The sequence below is a fragment of the Klebsiella sp. PK01 genome, assembly GCF_057624675.1.
This window is the reverse complement of record NZ_JBYEZM010000007.1, coordinates 165,212-180,587: the sequence shown is the minus strand read 5'-3', so window position 1 is coordinate 180,587 and position 15,376 is coordinate 165,212. Positions and strand designations below refer to the sequence as shown.

The 15,376-nt window shown below is 54.7% G+C and carries 16 protein-coding genes and 1 pseudogene; 7 read left to right on the top strand and 10 right to left on the bottom strand.

What is annotated here, in order from left to right; translation table 11 throughout:
* Positions 1-276: 276 nt before the first annotated feature.
* Positions 277-399, bottom strand: a pseudogene (locus tag AC22LX_RS21120) (hypothetical protein); the annotation flags it as partial.
* Between the two features lie 159 nt (positions 400-558).
* Positions 559-1,884, bottom strand: coding sequence for a 30S ribosomal protein S12 methylthiotransferase RimO (gene rimO / locus AC22LX_RS21115; protein WP_047049075.1), 1,326 nt, complete (start codon positions 1,882-1,884; stop codon positions 559-561).
* Between the two features lie 237 nt (positions 1,885-2,121).
* Between rimO and kdoO the strand changes: the two genes are divergently transcribed.
* The 3 genes from kdoO (at position 2,122) to AC22LX_RS21100 (ending at position 4,740) form a co-directional block, all read left to right on the top strand.
* Positions 2,122-3,012, top strand: coding sequence for a Kdo hydroxylase KdoO (gene kdoO, locus AC22LX_RS21110; protein WP_487334195.1), 891 nt, complete (start codon positions 2,122-2,124; stop codon positions 3,010-3,012).
* A 136-nt stretch (positions 3,013-3,148) separates the two neighbouring features.
* Positions 3,149-3,532 (top strand): biofilm formation regulator BssR, encoded by a 384-nt coding sequence (bssR, locus tag AC22LX_RS21105; RefSeq protein WP_045364588.1) that lies wholly within the window; start codon positions 3,149-3,151, stop codon positions 3,530-3,532.
* A 104-nt stretch (positions 3,533-3,636) separates the two neighbouring features.
* Positions 3,637-4,740 carry a PQQ-dependent sugar dehydrogenase gene (locus AC22LX_RS21100; protein WP_487334194.1) on the top strand — a complete coding sequence of 368 codons (1,104 nt, stop codon included), beginning with the start codon at positions 3,637-3,639 and terminating at the stop codon, positions 4,738-4,740.
* A 4-nt stretch (positions 4,741-4,744) separates the two neighbouring features.
* On the opposite strand, the gene AC22LX_RS21095 is transcribed toward AC22LX_RS21100, so the two are convergent.
* Complete coding sequence (locus AC22LX_RS21095) at positions 4,745-5,371, bottom strand: glutathione S-transferase family protein (RefSeq protein WP_487334193.1); 627 nt, start codon at positions 5,369-5,371, stop codon at positions 4,745-4,747.
* A 256-nt stretch (positions 5,372-5,627) separates the two neighbouring features.
* On the opposite strand from AC22LX_RS21095, the gene dacC reads away from it, so the two are divergent.
* On the top strand, positions 5,628-6,830 hold the full coding sequence (gene dacC / locus AC22LX_RS21090) for a serine-type D-Ala-D-Ala carboxypeptidase (RefSeq protein ID WP_047064992.1): 1,203 nt from the start codon (positions 5,628-5,630) through the stop codon (positions 6,828-6,830).
* Positions 6,831-6,858: 28 nt separating this feature from the next.
* On the opposite strand, the gene deoR is transcribed toward dacC, so the two are convergent.
* Together deoR and ybjG are read right to left on the bottom strand one after the other, a co-directional pair.
* Entirely contained in the window at positions 6,859-7,617 is a 759-nt protein-coding gene (gene deoR / locus AC22LX_RS21085; RefSeq protein ID WP_015367546.1) for a DNA-binding transcriptional repressor DeoR, read from the bottom strand.
* Between the two features lie 86 nt (positions 7,618-7,703).
* Positions 7,704-8,297 (bottom strand): undecaprenyl-diphosphate phosphatase, encoded by a 594-nt coding sequence (gene ybjG, locus AC22LX_RS21080; protein ID WP_045396360.1) that lies wholly within the window; start codon positions 8,295-8,297, stop codon positions 7,704-7,706.
* Between the two features lie 303 nt (positions 8,298-8,600).
* On the opposite strand from ybjG, the gene kdeA reads away from it, so the two are divergent.
* Complete coding sequence (gene kdeA, locus AC22LX_RS21075) at positions 8,601-9,833, top strand: multidrug efflux MFS transporter KdeA (protein ID WP_015367543.1); 1,233 nt, start codon at positions 8,601-8,603, stop codon at positions 9,831-9,833.
* Positions 9,834-9,874: 41 nt separating this feature from the next.
* Here kdeA and AC22LX_RS21070 read toward each other — a convergent pair whose 3' ends face one another.
* Together AC22LX_RS21070 and AC22LX_RS21065 are read right to left on the bottom strand one after the other, a co-directional pair.
* Positions 9,875-10,687: a Cof-type HAD-IIB family hydrolase gene (locus AC22LX_RS21070; protein WP_045396350.1), complete on the bottom strand. Its 813-nt coding sequence runs from the start codon at positions 10,685-10,687 to the stop codon at positions 9,875-9,877.
* Positions 10,687-11,889: an MFS transporter gene (locus AC22LX_RS21065; protein WP_260766173.1), complete on the bottom strand. Its 1,203-nt coding sequence runs from the start codon at positions 11,887-11,889 to the stop codon at positions 10,687-10,689. The genes AC22LX_RS21070 and AC22LX_RS21065 overlap by 1 nt, the downstream gene beginning before the upstream one ends.
* A 114-nt stretch (positions 11,890-12,003) precedes the next feature.
* Here AC22LX_RS21065 and AC22LX_RS21060 point away from each other — a divergent pair, with 114 nt between their 5' ends.
* Positions 12,004-12,558 carry a TetR/AcrR family transcriptional regulator gene (locus AC22LX_RS21060; protein WP_045396344.1) on the top strand — a complete coding sequence of 185 codons (555 nt, stop codon included), beginning with the start codon at positions 12,004-12,006 and terminating at the stop codon, positions 12,556-12,558.
* On the opposite strand, the gene AC22LX_RS21055 is transcribed toward AC22LX_RS21060, so the two are convergent.
* Entirely contained in the window at positions 12,551-13,348 is a 798-nt protein-coding gene (locus AC22LX_RS21055; protein WP_487334192.1) for an SDR family NAD(P)-dependent oxidoreductase, read from the bottom strand. The two genes, AC22LX_RS21060 and AC22LX_RS21055, sit on opposite strands and share 8 nt — an antisense overlap.
* A gap of 211 nt (positions 13,349-13,559) precedes the next feature.
* Between AC22LX_RS21055 and AC22LX_RS21050 the strand changes: the two genes are divergently transcribed.
* On the top strand, positions 13,560-13,781 hold the full coding sequence (locus AC22LX_RS21050) for a hypothetical protein (protein ID WP_049061528.1): 222 nt from the start codon (positions 13,560-13,562) through the stop codon (positions 13,779-13,781).
* Positions 13,782-13,856: 75 nt separating this feature from the next.
* On the opposite strand, the gene AC22LX_RS21045 is transcribed toward AC22LX_RS21050, so the two are convergent.
* Together AC22LX_RS21045 and AC22LX_RS21040 are read right to left on the bottom strand one after the other, a co-directional pair.
* Positions 13,857-14,192 (bottom strand): hypothetical protein, encoded by a 336-nt coding sequence (locus tag AC22LX_RS21045; protein ID WP_049061529.1) that lies wholly within the window; start codon positions 14,190-14,192, stop codon positions 13,857-13,859.
* A 173-nt stretch (positions 14,193-14,365) separates the two neighbouring features.
* A complete protein-coding gene (locus AC22LX_RS21040) occupies positions 14,366-15,064 on the bottom strand; it encodes a DUF6216 family protein (RefSeq protein ID WP_045396331.1) in 699 nt (232 codons plus the stop codon).
* Positions 15,065-15,376 lie beyond the last annotated feature (312 nt).

The window sequence follows — 15,376 nt, the reverse complement described above, 5'->3', positions numbered from 1 at the left end:
GCCAGGTCGATACCAAGAGTTGATACTTTCATGTGGACGCTCCTCATTTTTTAGGACGTATTGCAACGATCCAGTCTGGTACTTTGATACCGTAAAATCTGGAGCGTCCATCTCATTATCCGTGCAAAACACGGCCCTCAGCCCGCATCCATGCGGGCTGCCCCGACCTTCCGGGAACGTCTCAGCGATTTTGAGGCCACCAACGGCGGCAGTTTCAGCAGCCATGGGGAAAGAGGTAGCCCGGATAAGGCGCAAGCCGCTATCCGGGAAGCGGGATTAGACCCGGGTACCCCACAGGTCGTATTCGTCGGCGTGCTCGACTTTCACCCGCAGTACGTCGCCCGGTTTAACGTTGGTTTCACCGTTCAGATAGACCGCGCCGTCGATTTCCGGGGCATCGTCCGTGCAAAACACGGCCCTCAGCCCGCATCCATGCGGGCTGCCCCGACCTTCCGGGAACGTCTCAGCGATTTTGAGGCCACCAACGGCGGCAGTTTCAGCAGCCATGGGGAAAGAGGTAGCCCGGATAAGGCGCAAGCCGCTATCCGGGAAGCGGGATTAGACCCGGGTACCCCACAGGTCGTATTCGTCGGCGTGCTCGACTTTCACCCGCAGTACGTCGCCCGGTTTAACGTTGGTTTCACCGTTCAGATAGACCGCGCCGTCGATTTCCGGGGCATCGGCCATGCTGCGGCCAATCGCGCCTTCTTCATCGACTTCATCGACCAGCACCATAATTTCGCGGCCCACTTTTTCCTGCAGACGCTCGGCGGAAATCTGCTGTTGCAGTTGCATAAAGCGGTTCCAGCGCTCTTCTTTCACCTCTTCCGGTACCTGATCCGCCAGTTCGTTGGCGGTGGCGCCTTCAACCGGGCTGTACTTGAAGCAGCCCACGCGATCGAGGCGAGCTTCTTTCAGGAAGTCGAGCAGCATCTGGAAATCTTCTTCCGTTTCGCCCGGGAAACCGACGATAAAGGTGGAACGCAGGGTCAGATCCGGGCAGATCTCGCGCCACTGTTTAATACGCGCCAGCTGACGATCTGCGGAACCCGGGCGCTTCATCAGTTTCAGAATGCGCGGGCTGGCGTGCTGCAGCGGAATGTCGAGATACGGCAGGATCTTGCCTTCCGCCATCAGCGGGATCACATCGTCAACGTGCGGGTACGGATAGACGTAGTGCAGACGCACCCAAATGCCGAGTTTCGCCAGCTCTTCGCACAGGCTGACCATACTGGTTTTCACCGGCATGCCGTTGTGGAAACCGGTACGGTGCTTGACATCAACGCCATAGGCGGAGGTGTCCTGAGAAATGACCAGCAGCTCTTTCACCCCGGCGTCCGCCAGCCGTTTGGCTTCCGCCAGCACTTCGCCAATCGGACGGCTCACCAGATCGCCGCGCATTGACGGGATAATGCAGAAGGTGCAGCGATGGTTGCAGCCTTCCGAGATTTTCAAGTACGCGTAGTGGCGCGGCGTCAGCTTGACGCCCTGTTCCGGCACCAGGCTGAGGAACGGGTTATGCTTCGGCTTCGGCGTATAGTGGTGAACGTGCTCCAGCACCTGCTCGTAGCTATGCGGACCGGTAATTTCCAGCACCTTCGGATGCACTTCGCGGATTTGATCTTCTTTCGCGCCGAGGCAGCCGGTAACGATCACTTTGCCGTTTTCTTTTAAGGCTTCGCCGATCGCTTCAAGCGACTCCTGCACGGCGCTGTCGATAAAGCCGCAGGTGTTGACGATAACCATATCGGCGTTGTCGTAGCTGGGAACCACGTCATACCCTTCGGTACGCAGTTCGGTGAGGATACGTTCTGAGTCTACCAGGTTTTTCGGGCAGCCCAGGGAGACGAAGCCGATTTTCGGCTGGTGCGTGACATTGCTCATAGCTTAAAAAATGTTCATTTATTGGAATGGTCAGGGCAGGAATTCTACAGATCTTTGCGAAAAAGAGTATAGCCAGGGGGCGATGAATGATGAAAAAGCTTTACGGCAAAAAAACTCGGCCATGGTATTCAAAACCATTATCTCATTTACATTGACCTTACGTTTAATAACATTCTGTTAACCTTGCCGATGGCCGGAGCCAAAACTGATAAAACCCATGCGGCAAGGAGCATAACAATGACCACGAGCAGTCCGCTGGCCCTCACGACATTACCCTTTACCCATCTGGATATTCCGCCGCAGCCATCGTCAATTCAGCATTCGCTGGAAGAGGGCAACGTCCTCTATTTACCGAATCTGGATTTTTCGCTGACTGCCGAAGAGCGCGAATTACTCAATACCGATTTAGTATCGCCGAAGCGTAAGAACATTAGCTACCAGCCGCAAAAGCGTGAAATTAAAGGCGTAGCGGACGCGGCGAAAGCCCCGGCGGTACTGCAGCTGACCGAACGTTACTATCAATCCACGTTGCGCCTGATTGATGCGCTACTGCCCGGATATCGCGAAGCGCTTTATCGCCCGCAAACCAGCCTGCGGCTGCATCCGATAACCGCCTGGCGCGACAAGACCTCGTGGCGTAAAGATGATACCCGCCTGCACGTCGACGCTTTCCCGTCGCGCCCTGTTTATGGCGATCGCATTCTGCGCGTATTTTGCAACATCAATCCGCACGGTGAGCCGCGTTTGTGGCGCACCGGCGAACATTTTGAAACGCTCGCTGCGCGCTTCCTGCCGACGCTGAAACCGTGGTCGCCGTTCGCCAGCTGGCTGCAGTCGGCGGTGGGGATCACCAAAAGCAAACGTAGCCATTACGATCATCTGATGCTGGCGTTGCACGACAAAATGAAAAGTACGCCGGAATATCAACAGCACGGCGTACAGCAGGCGGTAGAGTTTGCCGCCGGGAGTACCTGGATCTGCTTTTCCGATCAAACGCCGCACGCGGCGATGGGCGGCCAGTTTATGCTGGAACAGACTTTCCAACTGCCGGTGAGCGCGATGCATAATCCGCAGTATTCACCGCTGAAGGTGCTGGAAAAGTTGATGAACCAGCCGCTGGTGAGATGAACAACGCGGCGTGGCCTCTGAAGTTGTAACATTGTAAATAATGTTAATTGCTGTGGGATTATTGACCTTGCTCATAATTCCGCGCAAAAAATGACCATACTATGATTATGGTAATGGACGACAGAGGAGGACCGTGATGAGCGTTGACAGACGTTACACTAACCTTTTGAATAAGCTGATTAATGCCAATATCGATCTGGCGGCTTATCTCCAGCTTCGTAAAGCGAAAGGCTATATGTCAGTCAGCGAAAATGACCATCTGCGTGATAACTTGTTTGAGCTATGCCATGAACTGCGCGTACACGCGCCGCGTTTGCAGCACGCCATCGCGCCGGAAGAGATGGAAGCCTTCCGTCTTGCCGGCGAGTCCGTCGCTTCGGCGGCGGTTTGCCTGATGAGCGGGCATCATGATTGCCCGGCTTATATTGCCGTTAACGTAGAGAAGCTAGAACGCTGTCTGTCGGGATTGACGATGAATATTCACATTCTGAATAAATCCGCGCCAATTGCCCACGCCTGAATCCAGGGGGAGGCGACTCCCCCTGTTAAAGTTTATGTAAAAATCCCTGCCTGGCTGGCCACGCTGGCTACCCTTATCAGCAATGCTGACGAAAGGAGTGCGCCATGCGCCGATATCTCAAAATAACTCTCATGACTGTGCTGCTGCCCATGGCGGCGATGGCCGCCCCGCGCGTTGAGGTGCTGCAGGATAACCTCGACCACCCCTGGTCACTGGCATTTCTGCCGGACAATGAAGGCGTGCTGATTACCCTGCGCGGCGGCGAACTTAAACGCTGGCATCTCGATAAAGGATTATCGGCGCCCATTCGCGGCGTGCCGAAGGTGTGGGCCAACGGTCAGGGCGGCCTGCTGGATGTGGTGCTGGCGCCGGACTTTGCTCAGTCGCGCCGGGTATGGCTGAGCTATGCCGAAGCGGGCGAGGACGGCAAAGCGGGTACCGCGGTGGGGTACGGCCGCCTCAGCGCCGACCAGCAAAACCTGGAAGATTTTAAAACCGTTTTCCGCCAGCAGCCGAAGCTCTCCACTGGCAATCATTTTGGCGGGCGGATGGTCTTTGATGGCAAAGGGCATCTGTTTATTGGTTTAGGTGAAAACAATCAGCGCCCGACGGCGCAGGATCTCGATAAACTGCAGGGAAAAGTCGTGCGCCTGACTGACCAGGGGACAATACCCAAAGATAATCCTTTCGTCGGCCGTACAGGCATCAGACCGGAGATTTGGGCTTACGGTGTTCGCAACCCGCAGGGAATGGCGATGAATCCGTGGAGCGATACGCTGTGGCTGAACGAGCACGGCCCGCGCGGCGGCGATGAGATCAATATTCCCCAGGCCGGGAAAAACTACGGCTGGCCGCTGGCGACGCACGGCATTAACTATAGCGGCCAACCTATCCCGGAGGCTAAAGGAAAGAGCACGCCGAATACCGAGGCGCCGCTGCATGTCTGGCCCGTTTCCCCGGCGCTGAGCGGCATGGCGTTTTACAATGCGCCGACTTTCCCGCAGTGGCGACATAAGTTGTTTATCGGCGCGCTGAAGGATGAGTCTTTGATTGTGCTCTCGGTTGACGGCAATACTCTCAGCGAGGAGACACGGCTATTAAAAGATCGCGGCAAACGCATTCGCGATGTGCGCGTCGGGCCCGACGGTTACCTGTACCTGTTAACCGACGAGCCCGATGGTGAGCTACTCAAGGTCAGCCCGGAGTGAGCCCTCAGGTAACCGGGATCATGACCACATCGCGGAAGGCCTGACGCTGCTGGATTTGCTGGTACCAGCGCTGTAGATGGGGCCGCGGCTGCCAGCTGTCGACGATGGACAGCAGGTTATAAACGAACGGCGCCACCGCAACATCGCCAAGGCCGAACTCATCGCCGGAGAGCCAGGCATGCTTCGCCAGTTCATCGTCGAGCATGGCGAACAGCCCTTCGCAGGCGTTAATCCCCGCGTCGATTGCTGCCGGATCGCGCTGGGCCGACGGCGTTCTGACCAGCCCCATTAATACCGGACGGTGCGCCGGCGACAGCGTGGCATTGGCCCAGTCCATCCATTTTTCACCCTGCGCGCGCTGCGCAGGCGACTCTACCCACAGCCGGTTTTGCCCGTATTGAGCGGCAAGATAGCGAATAATGGCGTTGGATTCCCACAGCACCAGCCCATTGGTATCGTCTTTGAGTAGCGGCACCAGGCCGTTCGGGTTCATCGCCAGATACTCCGGGTCGTGATTGAGACCATACTCCAGCCCCGCCAGAATCTGCTGATAAGGAAGATCCAGTTCCGCCAGCACCCAGCGTACTTTCTTCACGTTGGTCGAGTTATTTCTGCCCCATAACGTAATCATATCCGCTCCTGCATGTTATTTAATCGCCGTTGCAACATGGTGAGCAATCATGTTGGAATAAAGTTAATATTAAGGCAATCACGATCAAAAAAATTGCCTTGTTTTCAGCAGGCAGCGGCGTTATTGCGTAAACTTTAAAAACTTTACCAACTCGCTGTTTCTTTAAGGTCATTTGTACGCTTTACTCACCGCCTTGTGCTGTGCGGCAAGAGTGTTGCGGCATATTTTGTTTGGAAAGGATACTTGGGTGGCTCTTATGACGCATGATGCTTTTTCCCTTCGCGGCCTCGCGGCAGGCTGCGCGCTTTTACTTCTCGTGGCCCCTGCGGTGCAGGCGGCGGATCAACTTCCGGATGCGCCATCGATTGATGCGCGAGCCTGGATCCTGATGGACTATGCCAGCGGCAAAGTATTGAGTGAAGGCAACGCCGACGAGAAACTCGACCCGGCCAGCCTGACCAAAATCATGACCAGTTACGTGGTAGGCCAGGCGCTGAAAGCAGGCAAAATCAAACTGACCGATACGGTCACCGTCGGTCGCGATGCGTGGGCCACGGGCAACCCGGCGCTGCGCGGCTCCTCGGTGATGTTCCTGAAGCCAGGCATGCAGGTATCGGTTGAAGACCTCAATAAGGGCGTGATAATCCAGTCTGGTAACGATGCCAGCATCGCCATTGCGGATTATGTCGCCGGCAGCCAGGATTCGTTTGTCAACCTGATGAACGGCTACGCGCAGAAAATCGGCCTGACTAACACCACCTTTAAAACCGTCCACGGCCTGGATGCGCCGGGGCAGTTCAGCACCGCTCGCGACATGGCGCTGCTGACCAAAGCGATGATTCATGATGTGCCGGAAGAGTACGCGGTACACAAAGAAAAAGAGTTCACCTTCAATAAAATCCGCCAGCCCAACCGCAACCGTCTGCTGTGGAGCACCAACCTCAATGCCGATGGCGTGAAAACCGGCACCACCGCCGGCGCGGGTTACAACCTGGTCTCTTCCGCAACGCAGGGCGATATGCGCCTTATCGCGGTGGTGCTGGGCACTAAAACCGACCGTATCCGCTTTAACGAGTCCGAAAAACTGCTGACCTGGGGCTTCCGTTTCTATGAAACCGTCACCCCAATCAAACCGGATGCCACCTTTATTTCCCAGCGCGTGTGGTTCGGCGACAGTAATGAAGTCAAACTGGGCGCCGGCGAAGCCGGTTCGGTGACCATTCCTCGCGGGCAGTTGAAAAACCTGAAAGCGAGCTACAGCCTGACGGAACCGCAGCTCACCGCGCCGCTGACGAAAGGGCAGGTGGTGGGCACCATCGACTTTAAGCTCAATGACAAAACCATTGAACAGCGCCCGCTGATCGTTATGGAAGAAGTGAAAGAGGGCGGCTTCTTCAGCCGCATGGTCGACTTCGTGCTGATGAAACTGCACGGCTGGTTCGGCAGCTGGTTCTCTTAACAGACAGACCGCGCCCGACGGGGCGCGGTTAGTACAGCAGTGATATTTGCTTTTCTTTTGCCAGCGCCAGCAGGTCGTCATCCGGACGAACGTCGCTGGCGATGACATCAAAACGCGATAACTCCCCCATCCGCGCCGGCCGCACTTTGCCAAACTTGCTATGATCGACCACCAGCACATGGTAGCGAGCATTATTCATGGCCCAGTGTTTCACCGGCAGCTCTTCCAGGTTATAGCAGGTCGCTCCCTGCTCGCAGTCGATACCGGCGGCAGAATAGTAGGCGATATCCGGGCTGAGGTGGCTCAGGGTATCCTGCAGACTGAGCGGCAAAAAGATGGCATTACTGGCGTGGAATTCGCCGCCGCACAGAATAGCGCGGCACAGCGGTTTTTCCTGCAGGGCGAGAAAGGTATTTAACGAGTAGCACACGCCGGTAAACGGCAGCTCGTTATCGATGGCGTCGATGATCCATGGCGTCGTGGTGCCGCAGTCAAAAAAGGCCATCTGATGCGCTTCAAGCAGCCCGGCGGCATGGCGCGCGGCGCGGCGCTTTTCATCCACCAGACGGGTTTTCTGATCGCTCAGCAGATAGTGCGTGGCGCTACGCGGTTCCAGCACGATGTAACCACCCAACAGCACCACCGGGCCGCTGTGGCCGTTCAAATCGCGACGAATGGTCATTTCTGATACGCCAAGCAGCGAAGCTGCTTCTTTCAGGTGAAGTTTATCGCTGCGCTTGAGTGCCTGAATGAGCTGGTTAATGCGTTCGTCACGACGAGTTTCCATATACCCTCTGAGCTAAAATCGCCCTGCAAGGGCAGGGCGTCAGCTTGATTTTACCCGGCGGCGAGGGGTTCGTCACCTGTCAGACGTTAGCCGCGTACCCAGCCTTTACGAATCGGCAGCGAGAAGCAGAGACGATACAGGCGCTGCAGCCATTGGTAGAGGCCATGACCGCCGCTCTGCCACAGCAGCTGCGCCCCGAGACAGCCGCACATGCCGGCCAGCAGCCCGCCCAACATATCCAGCGGCCAGTGTACTCCCAGATAGACGCGTGACCATGCAATCGCCGAAGCGATGACCAGCAGCAGCACGCCGGACCACACGCGGTGCCAGAACAAAAACGCCAGCGCGAAGGTAAAGATGACGGTGCCGTGATCGCTTGGGAATGAATCATCCGCCGCATGATGCAGGAAATTGTAGCCGACGCCGTCAACAAACGGCCGGTCATGCGGAAACAGATGACCGATAACCCACGAAATAGACAGGCTCAGGGCCAGGGCCAGCATGACCTTGAATACCAGTTGACGCTGGTTTGGCCCCCACAGCCACAGCGCCACCACCAGCAGCGGCACAATGATAATTAAGTCTTTGGCAATAAACGTGGCGACCTCAATTGCCCACCACGAGGAGGCCGGGGTGGCGTTAATCAGGGCAAACAGCGCGTAGTTGATATTTTCCAGCATGCTTCCAGTCTCTGGTTACGATAGCAATAAGCCGCTCACCTTATTGAAAGGTAACGATGGGGTAAAGCAGCATTGTCTTAATTATCAGTTTGTTACGAAATATAGCCGTGAGATGCCCTTGCCGGTATTTCGCCATAGCAAGTATATCGGCTGTAATCTCATTGAAACATAAACGAAATATAAATATTCGTTTCATGCCGGACTGCGGGCTGGCGATATTTTTCATTGTCACTCACAATTCACTATCTCCACGGGTCGACTTTCATTAAACTTTGCGCGATTTTTTTTTAATTAAGAGATTGCATGCAGAATTATTCGCTATCAGGTAAACGCCTCGGTCGTCAGGCGTTGCTGTTCCCGCTGTGCCTTGTGTTATATGAATTCTCCACCTATATCGGCAACGATATGATCCAACCGGGTATGCTCGCGGTGGTGCAGGAGTTTCAGGTCGGCAATGAGTGGGTCCCCACCTCTATGACCGCCTATCTGGCGGGGGGGATGTTTTTGCAGTGGCTGCTGGGGCCGCTGTCGGATCGTATTGGCCGCCGTCCGGTGATGCTGACCGGGGTGGTGTGGTTTATCGTCACTTGTCTGGCGACGCTGCTGGCGCAGACCATTGAACAATTTACCCTGCTGCGTTTCCTGCAGGGCATCAGCCTGTGCTTTATCGGCGCGGTGGGCTATGCGGCTATCCAGGAGTCGTTTGAGGAGGCGGTGTGTATCAAAATTACCGCCCTGATGGCTAACGTCGCGCTGATTGCGCCGCTGCTCGGGCCGCTGGTCGGCGCCGCCTGGGTGCATATGCTGCCGTGGGAGATGATGTTCGTGCTGTTCGCCGTGCTGGCGGCCATCTCCTTTGTCGGGCTACAGCGGGCGATGCCGGAAACGGCGACGCGGATGGGGGAAAAACTGTCGGTAAAAGAGTTGGGGCGCGACTATCGTCTGGTGTTGAAAAACCTGCGCTTTGTCGCCGGGGCGCTGGCGACCGGTTTTGTTAGCCTGCCGCTGCTGGCGTGGATTGCGCAATCGCCGGTCATTATTATTAGCGGCGAGCAGGCCACCAGCTATGAGTACGGTATGCTGCAGGTGCCGATTTTCGGCGCGCTGATCGCCGGCAACCTGGTACTGGCGCGTCTGACTTCACGCCGTTCGGTACGCTCGCTGATTATTATGGGCGGCTGGCCGATAATGTTTGGCCTGCTTCTGTCGGCGGCGGCCACGGTCGTCTCGTCCCATGCTTATCTGTGGATGACCGCCGGTCTGAGCTTCTACGCTTTCGGGATTGGTCTGGCTAACGCCGGGCTGGTGCGCTTAACGCTGTTCGCCAGCGAGATGAGTAAAGGAACGGTTTCGGCGGCGATGGGCATGCTGCAGATGCTGATCTTTACCGTGGGCATTGAGCTTAGCAAGCATGCTTATGAGCTTGGCGGTAACGGCCTGTTCAGCCTGTTTAACCTGCTGGGCGGGGTGCTATGGCTGGGGCTGATTATTTACTTCCTGAAAGATAAAAGCGTCGGCAGTTCGCAGCAGGCGTGATACGTAGCAAACCCGGATGCCCAAAGGCATCCGGGGATTCATCAGGCGAACGGCGCTTCGCGATTCAATACCTTATCGATAATCTGCAATACGCCTTCTTCGTTATTATGCGGCGCATGATGGCTGGCGACGGCTTTGACCTCCGCTTTGGCATTCGCCATGGCGAAGCCAAAGCCGGCATGCTGCAACATTTCAATATCATTGCCGCTATCGCCGAAGGCCACCACTTCATGATTATCAATACCCCAGCGCTCCTGCAAAATGCGCAGGCCGTTGGCTTTATGCACGCCAGGGATGATTAAATCGATACTGCCGTAACCGGTGGCGACGGCGGTAACCATATCGCCCAGCGCCGCGTGTAGCTTCGGCTGAATTTGCGGAATCAGATGATCCGGCACGTTCAGGCCGAATTTGAGGATCGCGTCATCGAGATGGTTAAAATCATCCACCAGTTCGAGACGGTGATAGTACTTCGCCGCCACCGCTTTTAGCTCGTCGTTATAGCTATTGAGCGTATAGGCGCTGCGTTTGCCGCAGGCGATAATTTCGATATGCGGCAGCGTTTGCAGGTGGTCGACGACGGCGTTGAAATGCGTCGTCGGCAGCTGGCAGTTAAAGATATCCTCTTTACCGCTTACAACCCAACCGCCGTTTTCGGCGACGAAGGCGATTTCATCGACCAGCTCCGGGAAGAACGATATCAGCTGGTAATACTGGTTGCCGCTGGCGACCACGAAGCGAATGCCCTGTTCGCGCATGCGCTGATACTGCGCCAGAAAACGTGGGCGATTATAGGTTTTGGCATCGCTTAAAAAGGTGCCGTCCATGTCTACCGCAATCAGTTTGATGCTCATTAGCTATTCTCCATCACAGGTTCGGGCTGCGGTTTAGCTACCGCGCGGGCTACCAGCGCCGCCACCATGACTAGTCCCAGTACTACCATCATGGCGCTACGCAGGCCAAAGTGTTCGCCAAGGAAGCCCAGCAGCGGCGGCCCGACGAGGAAAGCCAGATAGCCGGTAATCGCCACGACGCTCACGCGTTTAGGCGCATCCGGGCCGGTATCGCTGGCGGCGGAAATGGTGAGCGGGAAACCAAGCGACGCGCCGAGCCCCCACAGCAGTACCGATACCCCGGCGACCCAGGTGCTGTCGACAAAAATAATCAGCCCGATGCCCAGCGCGCCCATTACCGCGCTGGCGCGTACGACGGCGACGCGGCTGTAGCGGTCGATAAACCAGCCGCCGGTGAAGCGGCCGAGGGTCATGCCGAGGGTGAAACCGGCGTAAATCAGCGAACCGGAAGTGGGGCTAAAGCCATGGCCGTCGACCATCAGCAGCGGCAGCCAGTCGTTGGCGGAACCTTCGGCAAAGGCCATCGCCAGCACGATTACGCCGATCAGCAATAGCTGCACGTCGCGCCAGACCGGTAGGCCTTTGGCCTCGCTATGGGCGGATTCGGCGGCGTTTTTGCCGGTACCGTCGGGGATGGCGCGAATGGCGATAAGGATAGGAGCAATCGCTACCAGCGCGGCGATCAGAATATGCGGCGCGGCGGGCAGGCCAAAACCGGTCACCGCCATACCGATGCCGGCGCCCACCAGGGTGCCGAAGCTATAAAAACCGTGCATCATCGGCAGCACGGTTTTATTCATTTCCCGTTCAACGGCGGCGCCTTCGACGTTAATCGCCACTTCCGCCGAGCCGAAGCTGGCGCCGAAGATAGCCAGTCCGAAGGCGAACAGCGGCGCGGAGGCGAGCCACAGCGCGAGGCTTAGCACCAGCATGCCCGCCACGGCGCATAGCATGGTGGTGCGGATGACTTTACGGGTGCCGAAGCGCTTAACCAGCCATGCAGAACAGAGAATGCCGCTCATTGAACCGATCGACAGGCCAAACAGCACCATTCCCATCTCAGCAGTGGAAAGCGTCAGTAAATCGCGAATCGCGGGCGTACGGGTGGCCCAGGAGGCCATCAATAAGCCGGGAATAAAAAAGAACATAAATAGCGCCCACAGCCGAAGCTGGAGAGCTTTGCGAGAAGTTTGCGCCGTCATCCATAAACGCCCGAGAAAGAAGAGTTGCAGACAACAGTAGCAAGGTTGTGTACATTTGTACACATTCCGCTATCGCTTGACCTGCATAGCGCACAGAGGGGAAAAAACACACCGATGACCCGCAGACCGAACGATCCGCAGCGGCGCGAGCGCATCCTGCAGGCGACGCTGGATACCATCGCCGCGCACGGTATTCACGCGGTGACGCACCGTAAAATCGCCAGCTGCGCCGGGGTACCGCTGGGCTCGCTGACCTATTATTTTAGCGGTATTGAGGCGCTGATTGAGGAAGCGTTTCGTAACTTCACCGTCGAAATGTCGGCGCAGTATCAGCAATTCTTCAACGGCGTCGGTAGCCGCGAGCAGGCCTGCGACGCTATCGCCGAGCTTATCTTCAGCGCCCAGGTGACCACCGCGCGCAATATGGAGTTAATGTACCAGCTATACGCATTTTGCAGCAGCCGACCGGCGCTGAAAGCGGTCATGCAGAGCTGGATGCTACGCAGCCAGCAGACGCTTGAGCAGTGGTTTGAACCGGCGACGGCGCGCGGGCTGGATGCGTTTATCGAGGGTATGACGCTACACTTCGTGACCGATAGCGCGCCGCTGTCGAAAGCGGCCATTCGTCTGATGGTCGGGCGGCTGGCGGGGGAGAATAGCGCTAGCTAAGCGTCGCCCCGGCGGTGACGTTAACCACCGTGGCGGTCATCGCCGATGCCGACGGTGAGGCGAGAAAGGTGATAACCCCGGCTATCTGCGCGAGCGTCGGCAACCGCTGTAGCATCGTGCCGTGCGCCGCACCGCCCAGCCACTGTTCAACGCTCAAGCCCAGCGCCTGCGCTTTAGGCGCAAACACCTCGGCAGTATAAGAGCCCGCCAGCACCGCATCCGCAATCGCGTGTGACCGCACGCCGAGCACGCGGATATTTTTCGCTCCCAGTTCGCTGGCCAGCGCTTTGATAAAGGCTTCCATTGCGGCGCAGCCGACGATATGGCCGAGGTGTCCAGGGATGGCCATCGTCGCGGAAGGAGGGATAGTGGTAATAATGACGCCCTCGCGTTCGCCACCCATCCACGGCGCCACTGCCTTAGCAATAATAAATTGGGCATCGAGAAAGGGGACAAAACCCTGGCGATACTCGGCAAGGGATAATTGTGCCAGCGTTTTCCCCTGATCGTGGAGAAAGCCGGTGGCATTAACTACGATATCAATCCCGCCGGTTCTCCCGGCCTGGTTGGCCACCTGCCCGGCGGTTTGCCCGCCATCCAGCACATCCAGTTGCAGAGTCTCGACGATACCTCCAGCGGCGCGAACCTCAGCCGCCGCCTTTTCCAGCTTATCCGCCTGCCGGGCGGCCAGAAAGATCCGCGCGCCTTCTCTCGCCATGGCAAGCGCCGCCGCGCGGCCAATCGCGCCGCTGCCGCCGAAAATTACCACGGTCTTATCTTTAAGCAACATGGAGAACGCCTTATGTGGGAGTGGATCAGCAAAGTATGGGTGAAAAAATAGACTGTGCAAGGGTGAAAAGCTGACATTTAACGATTGATTTTTTTTATTAGTGGTTTATTTAACATGTTGATTTAATAGTAAAAAATTTAATTTATGACTGGATGATGAGCATGCTTTCGATTAGCCTTGGGTTACCTGATGTAGGGATAAGAGAGAGCCAATGAAACCAAAAAGATTCTCTTCAAGCTATGTTTGTAAAAAGATCTGCATTCATGCAATCAATATGTTTGAAGCCATCGGAACGGGCTGCTTCTCTATCGCCGCTTTTGTTTGTTTTGTTGCTCTGGATGGCTGGTTATTCAAGCTGGGTGGTTTCGCCATCTGTTTTACGCTGGTGTGCTTGATAAGCTTTATCGCCGATTATTTAAGAGGGGATATTTAAGTGGCATGTTGAGGACATATCAGTTATACAACATAGGGAGAACGTATCGTACTAATGAAAAAACTGCTTGTTAAATTAATTTGCGTAGAGTTTCTTTCTTAAGAATGTTATCGCTTTCCATGAAAGCGGGTAAGGTGTTGCTAATAGTGCAAAGGCGCAGCAAACTGCAGTGACAGCAAAGTAAGCCAGCCCATTACCGGTATCATTAGTCAGCGTCGCGTAGCTGCAAAAGATAATCAGGGCAATGATAATGATACAGGACATGTAAAAACGACGCCTCAGCTCTTTCAACAAGGCCTGCAGGCTTTGATCTTTACGTTGTGGACTCTCAAGTCCTTTACGCAGCACATTGATCTCTTTGCTGGTAAAACCGTGCTCCTGAAGTTTTTGTTCCTGCTGTACATCAATCATGTTTTTACCTTCAACCGATATACCTGTTAATCGTTGCGGATAATAATATCAACAATTATCACAGGATGATAGGCTCTGCAGTTCCAGTAACAATATTACCGGAACTGGTAATATACGTCGTGCAAATGACAAATGTAACAGAGTTCTCACCCCCTAAGCTAAAGGTTGGAGTGCTATGTTAGATAGTCATAGGCTTTTTCATGCTCCCGGATAATGAATTTTTTAAGTCTGAGAGTATATATTAACGTCAATATTAAGCTAATTATGAACCATATGCAGCCAACGGTAATGATCGAGATGAGAAAGGTGATGATAGGTTTATTGTGAGTGGTATCTTTAATGGATTTCTTTATTTTGTTTTTGTCATCTGTATTGGTGAAGGATTCACAAATAAATTTCCCTAGTTGTGGTGTTATTATTTTGTCATTTGCCAGTTGCGTGGCCTCGCCAGAGATACAGCTTTTTTCTGTGAGATGCCAGGAGGGATGGAATGCGTGTTCTGATGCTTCTGTTTCCGAGATTAAAAACCATTCATCCGTTTCTTTAAGAATTAAAGATGTCCAGCCCGGACGTATTTGTAATAGCTTGACGCCATAATATGAACTGGTTGCGAAACTGGCTAAAAGAAATAATAACACGACAGAAAACAATATCACATTTGCGCGAGTCAGTCTGGGTATCTCCTTTGTTGATATTTTGATCATGAAAAAGCGAATTCTCCATGTGCTTAATTTGGCTTTTTTATATATATCATCGATGTCATCTAAAGGTTTGTTTAAGTAATTTAAAATGGCTTTTATGATGGGCAGGGCGGCAATAATCGTCCCTATCATTTCTTTACTGAATATATTAATAAGACTTTGAGTTAACATCTGAATTCCTTATCAGTAGAAGTAAAGTATCAACACTACGTTTTTACATAGCAGGATAAGTACGTCAATTCAATAGCAGTAACTATCGGACGTTGAGGAAGCGCTTTTCTGCGAGGAGAAAGCAAGACCAGACACTGCTGTTAAGACGGGCGCGGTTTTCACGGGAGGGTCATCGCCATTCAGGAACGAGTTGTCTGCTAAGAGGTTGATTCTAAGGAAGCTGAACTTCAGGCAACAAAAAACCCATCAACCTTGAACCTAAACGGCGGGGTTGATGGGCTCCACAAAATGGGGACATCAAAGAAAAGCAGT

What these genes read in the sequence shown, in the direction of transcription:
- rimO (WP_047049075.1), bottom strand. Translation starts at nt 1,884, where the DNA reads ATGAGCAATGTCACGCACCAGCCGAAAATCGGCTTCGTCTCCCTGGGC.
- kdoO (WP_487334195.1), top strand. Translation starts at nt 2,122, where the DNA reads ATGACCACGAGCAGTCCGCTGGCCCTCACGACATTACCCTTTACCCAT.
- bssR (WP_045364588.1), top strand. Translation starts at nt 3,149, where the DNA reads ATGAGCGTTGACAGACGTTACACTAACCTTTTGAATAAGCTGATTAAT.
- AC22LX_RS21100 (WP_487334194.1), top strand. Translation starts at nt 3,637, where the DNA reads ATGCGCCGATATCTCAAAATAACTCTCATGACTGTGCTGCTGCCCATG.
- AC22LX_RS21095 (WP_487334193.1), bottom strand. Translation starts at nt 5,371, where the DNA reads ATGATTACGTTATGGGGCAGAAATAACTCGACCAACGTGAAGAAAGTA.
- dacC (WP_047064992.1), top strand. Translation starts at nt 5,628, where the DNA reads ATGACGCATGATGCTTTTTCCCTTCGCGGCCTCGCGGCAGGCTGCGCG.
- deoR (WP_015367546.1), bottom strand. Translation starts at nt 7,617, where the DNA reads ATGGAAACTCGTCGTGACGAACGCATTAACCAGCTCATTCAGGCACTC.
- ybjG (WP_045396360.1), bottom strand. Translation starts at nt 8,297, where the DNA reads ATGCTGGAAAATATCAACTACGCGCTGTTTGCCCTGATTAACGCCACC.
- kdeA (WP_015367543.1), top strand. Translation starts at nt 8,601, where the DNA reads ATGCAGAATTATTCGCTATCAGGTAAACGCCTCGGTCGTCAGGCGTTG.
- AC22LX_RS21070 (WP_045396350.1), bottom strand. Translation starts at nt 10,687, where the DNA reads ATGAGCATCAAACTGATTGCGGTAGACATGGACGGCACCTTTTTAAGC.
- AC22LX_RS21065 (WP_260766173.1), bottom strand. Translation starts at nt 11,889, where the DNA reads ATGACGGCGCAAACTTCTCGCAAAGCTCTCCAGCTTCGGCTGTGGGCG.
- AC22LX_RS21060 (WP_045396344.1), top strand. Translation starts at nt 12,004, where the DNA reads ATGACCCGCAGACCGAACGATCCGCAGCGGCGCGAGCGCATCCTGCAG.
- AC22LX_RS21055 (WP_487334192.1), bottom strand. Translation starts at nt 13,348, where the DNA reads ATGTTGCTTAAAGATAAGACCGTGGTAATTTTCGGCGGCAGCGGCGCG.
- AC22LX_RS21050 (WP_049061528.1), top strand. Translation starts at nt 13,560, where the DNA reads ATGAAACCAAAAAGATTCTCTTCAAGCTATGTTTGTAAAAAGATCTGC.
- AC22LX_RS21045 (WP_049061529.1), bottom strand. Translation starts at nt 14,192, where the DNA reads ATGATTGATGTACAGCAGGAACAAAAACTTCAGGAGCACGGTTTTACC.
- AC22LX_RS21040 (WP_045396331.1), bottom strand. Translation starts at nt 15,064, where the DNA reads ATGTTAACTCAAAGTCTTATTAATATATTCAGTAAAGAAATGATAGGG.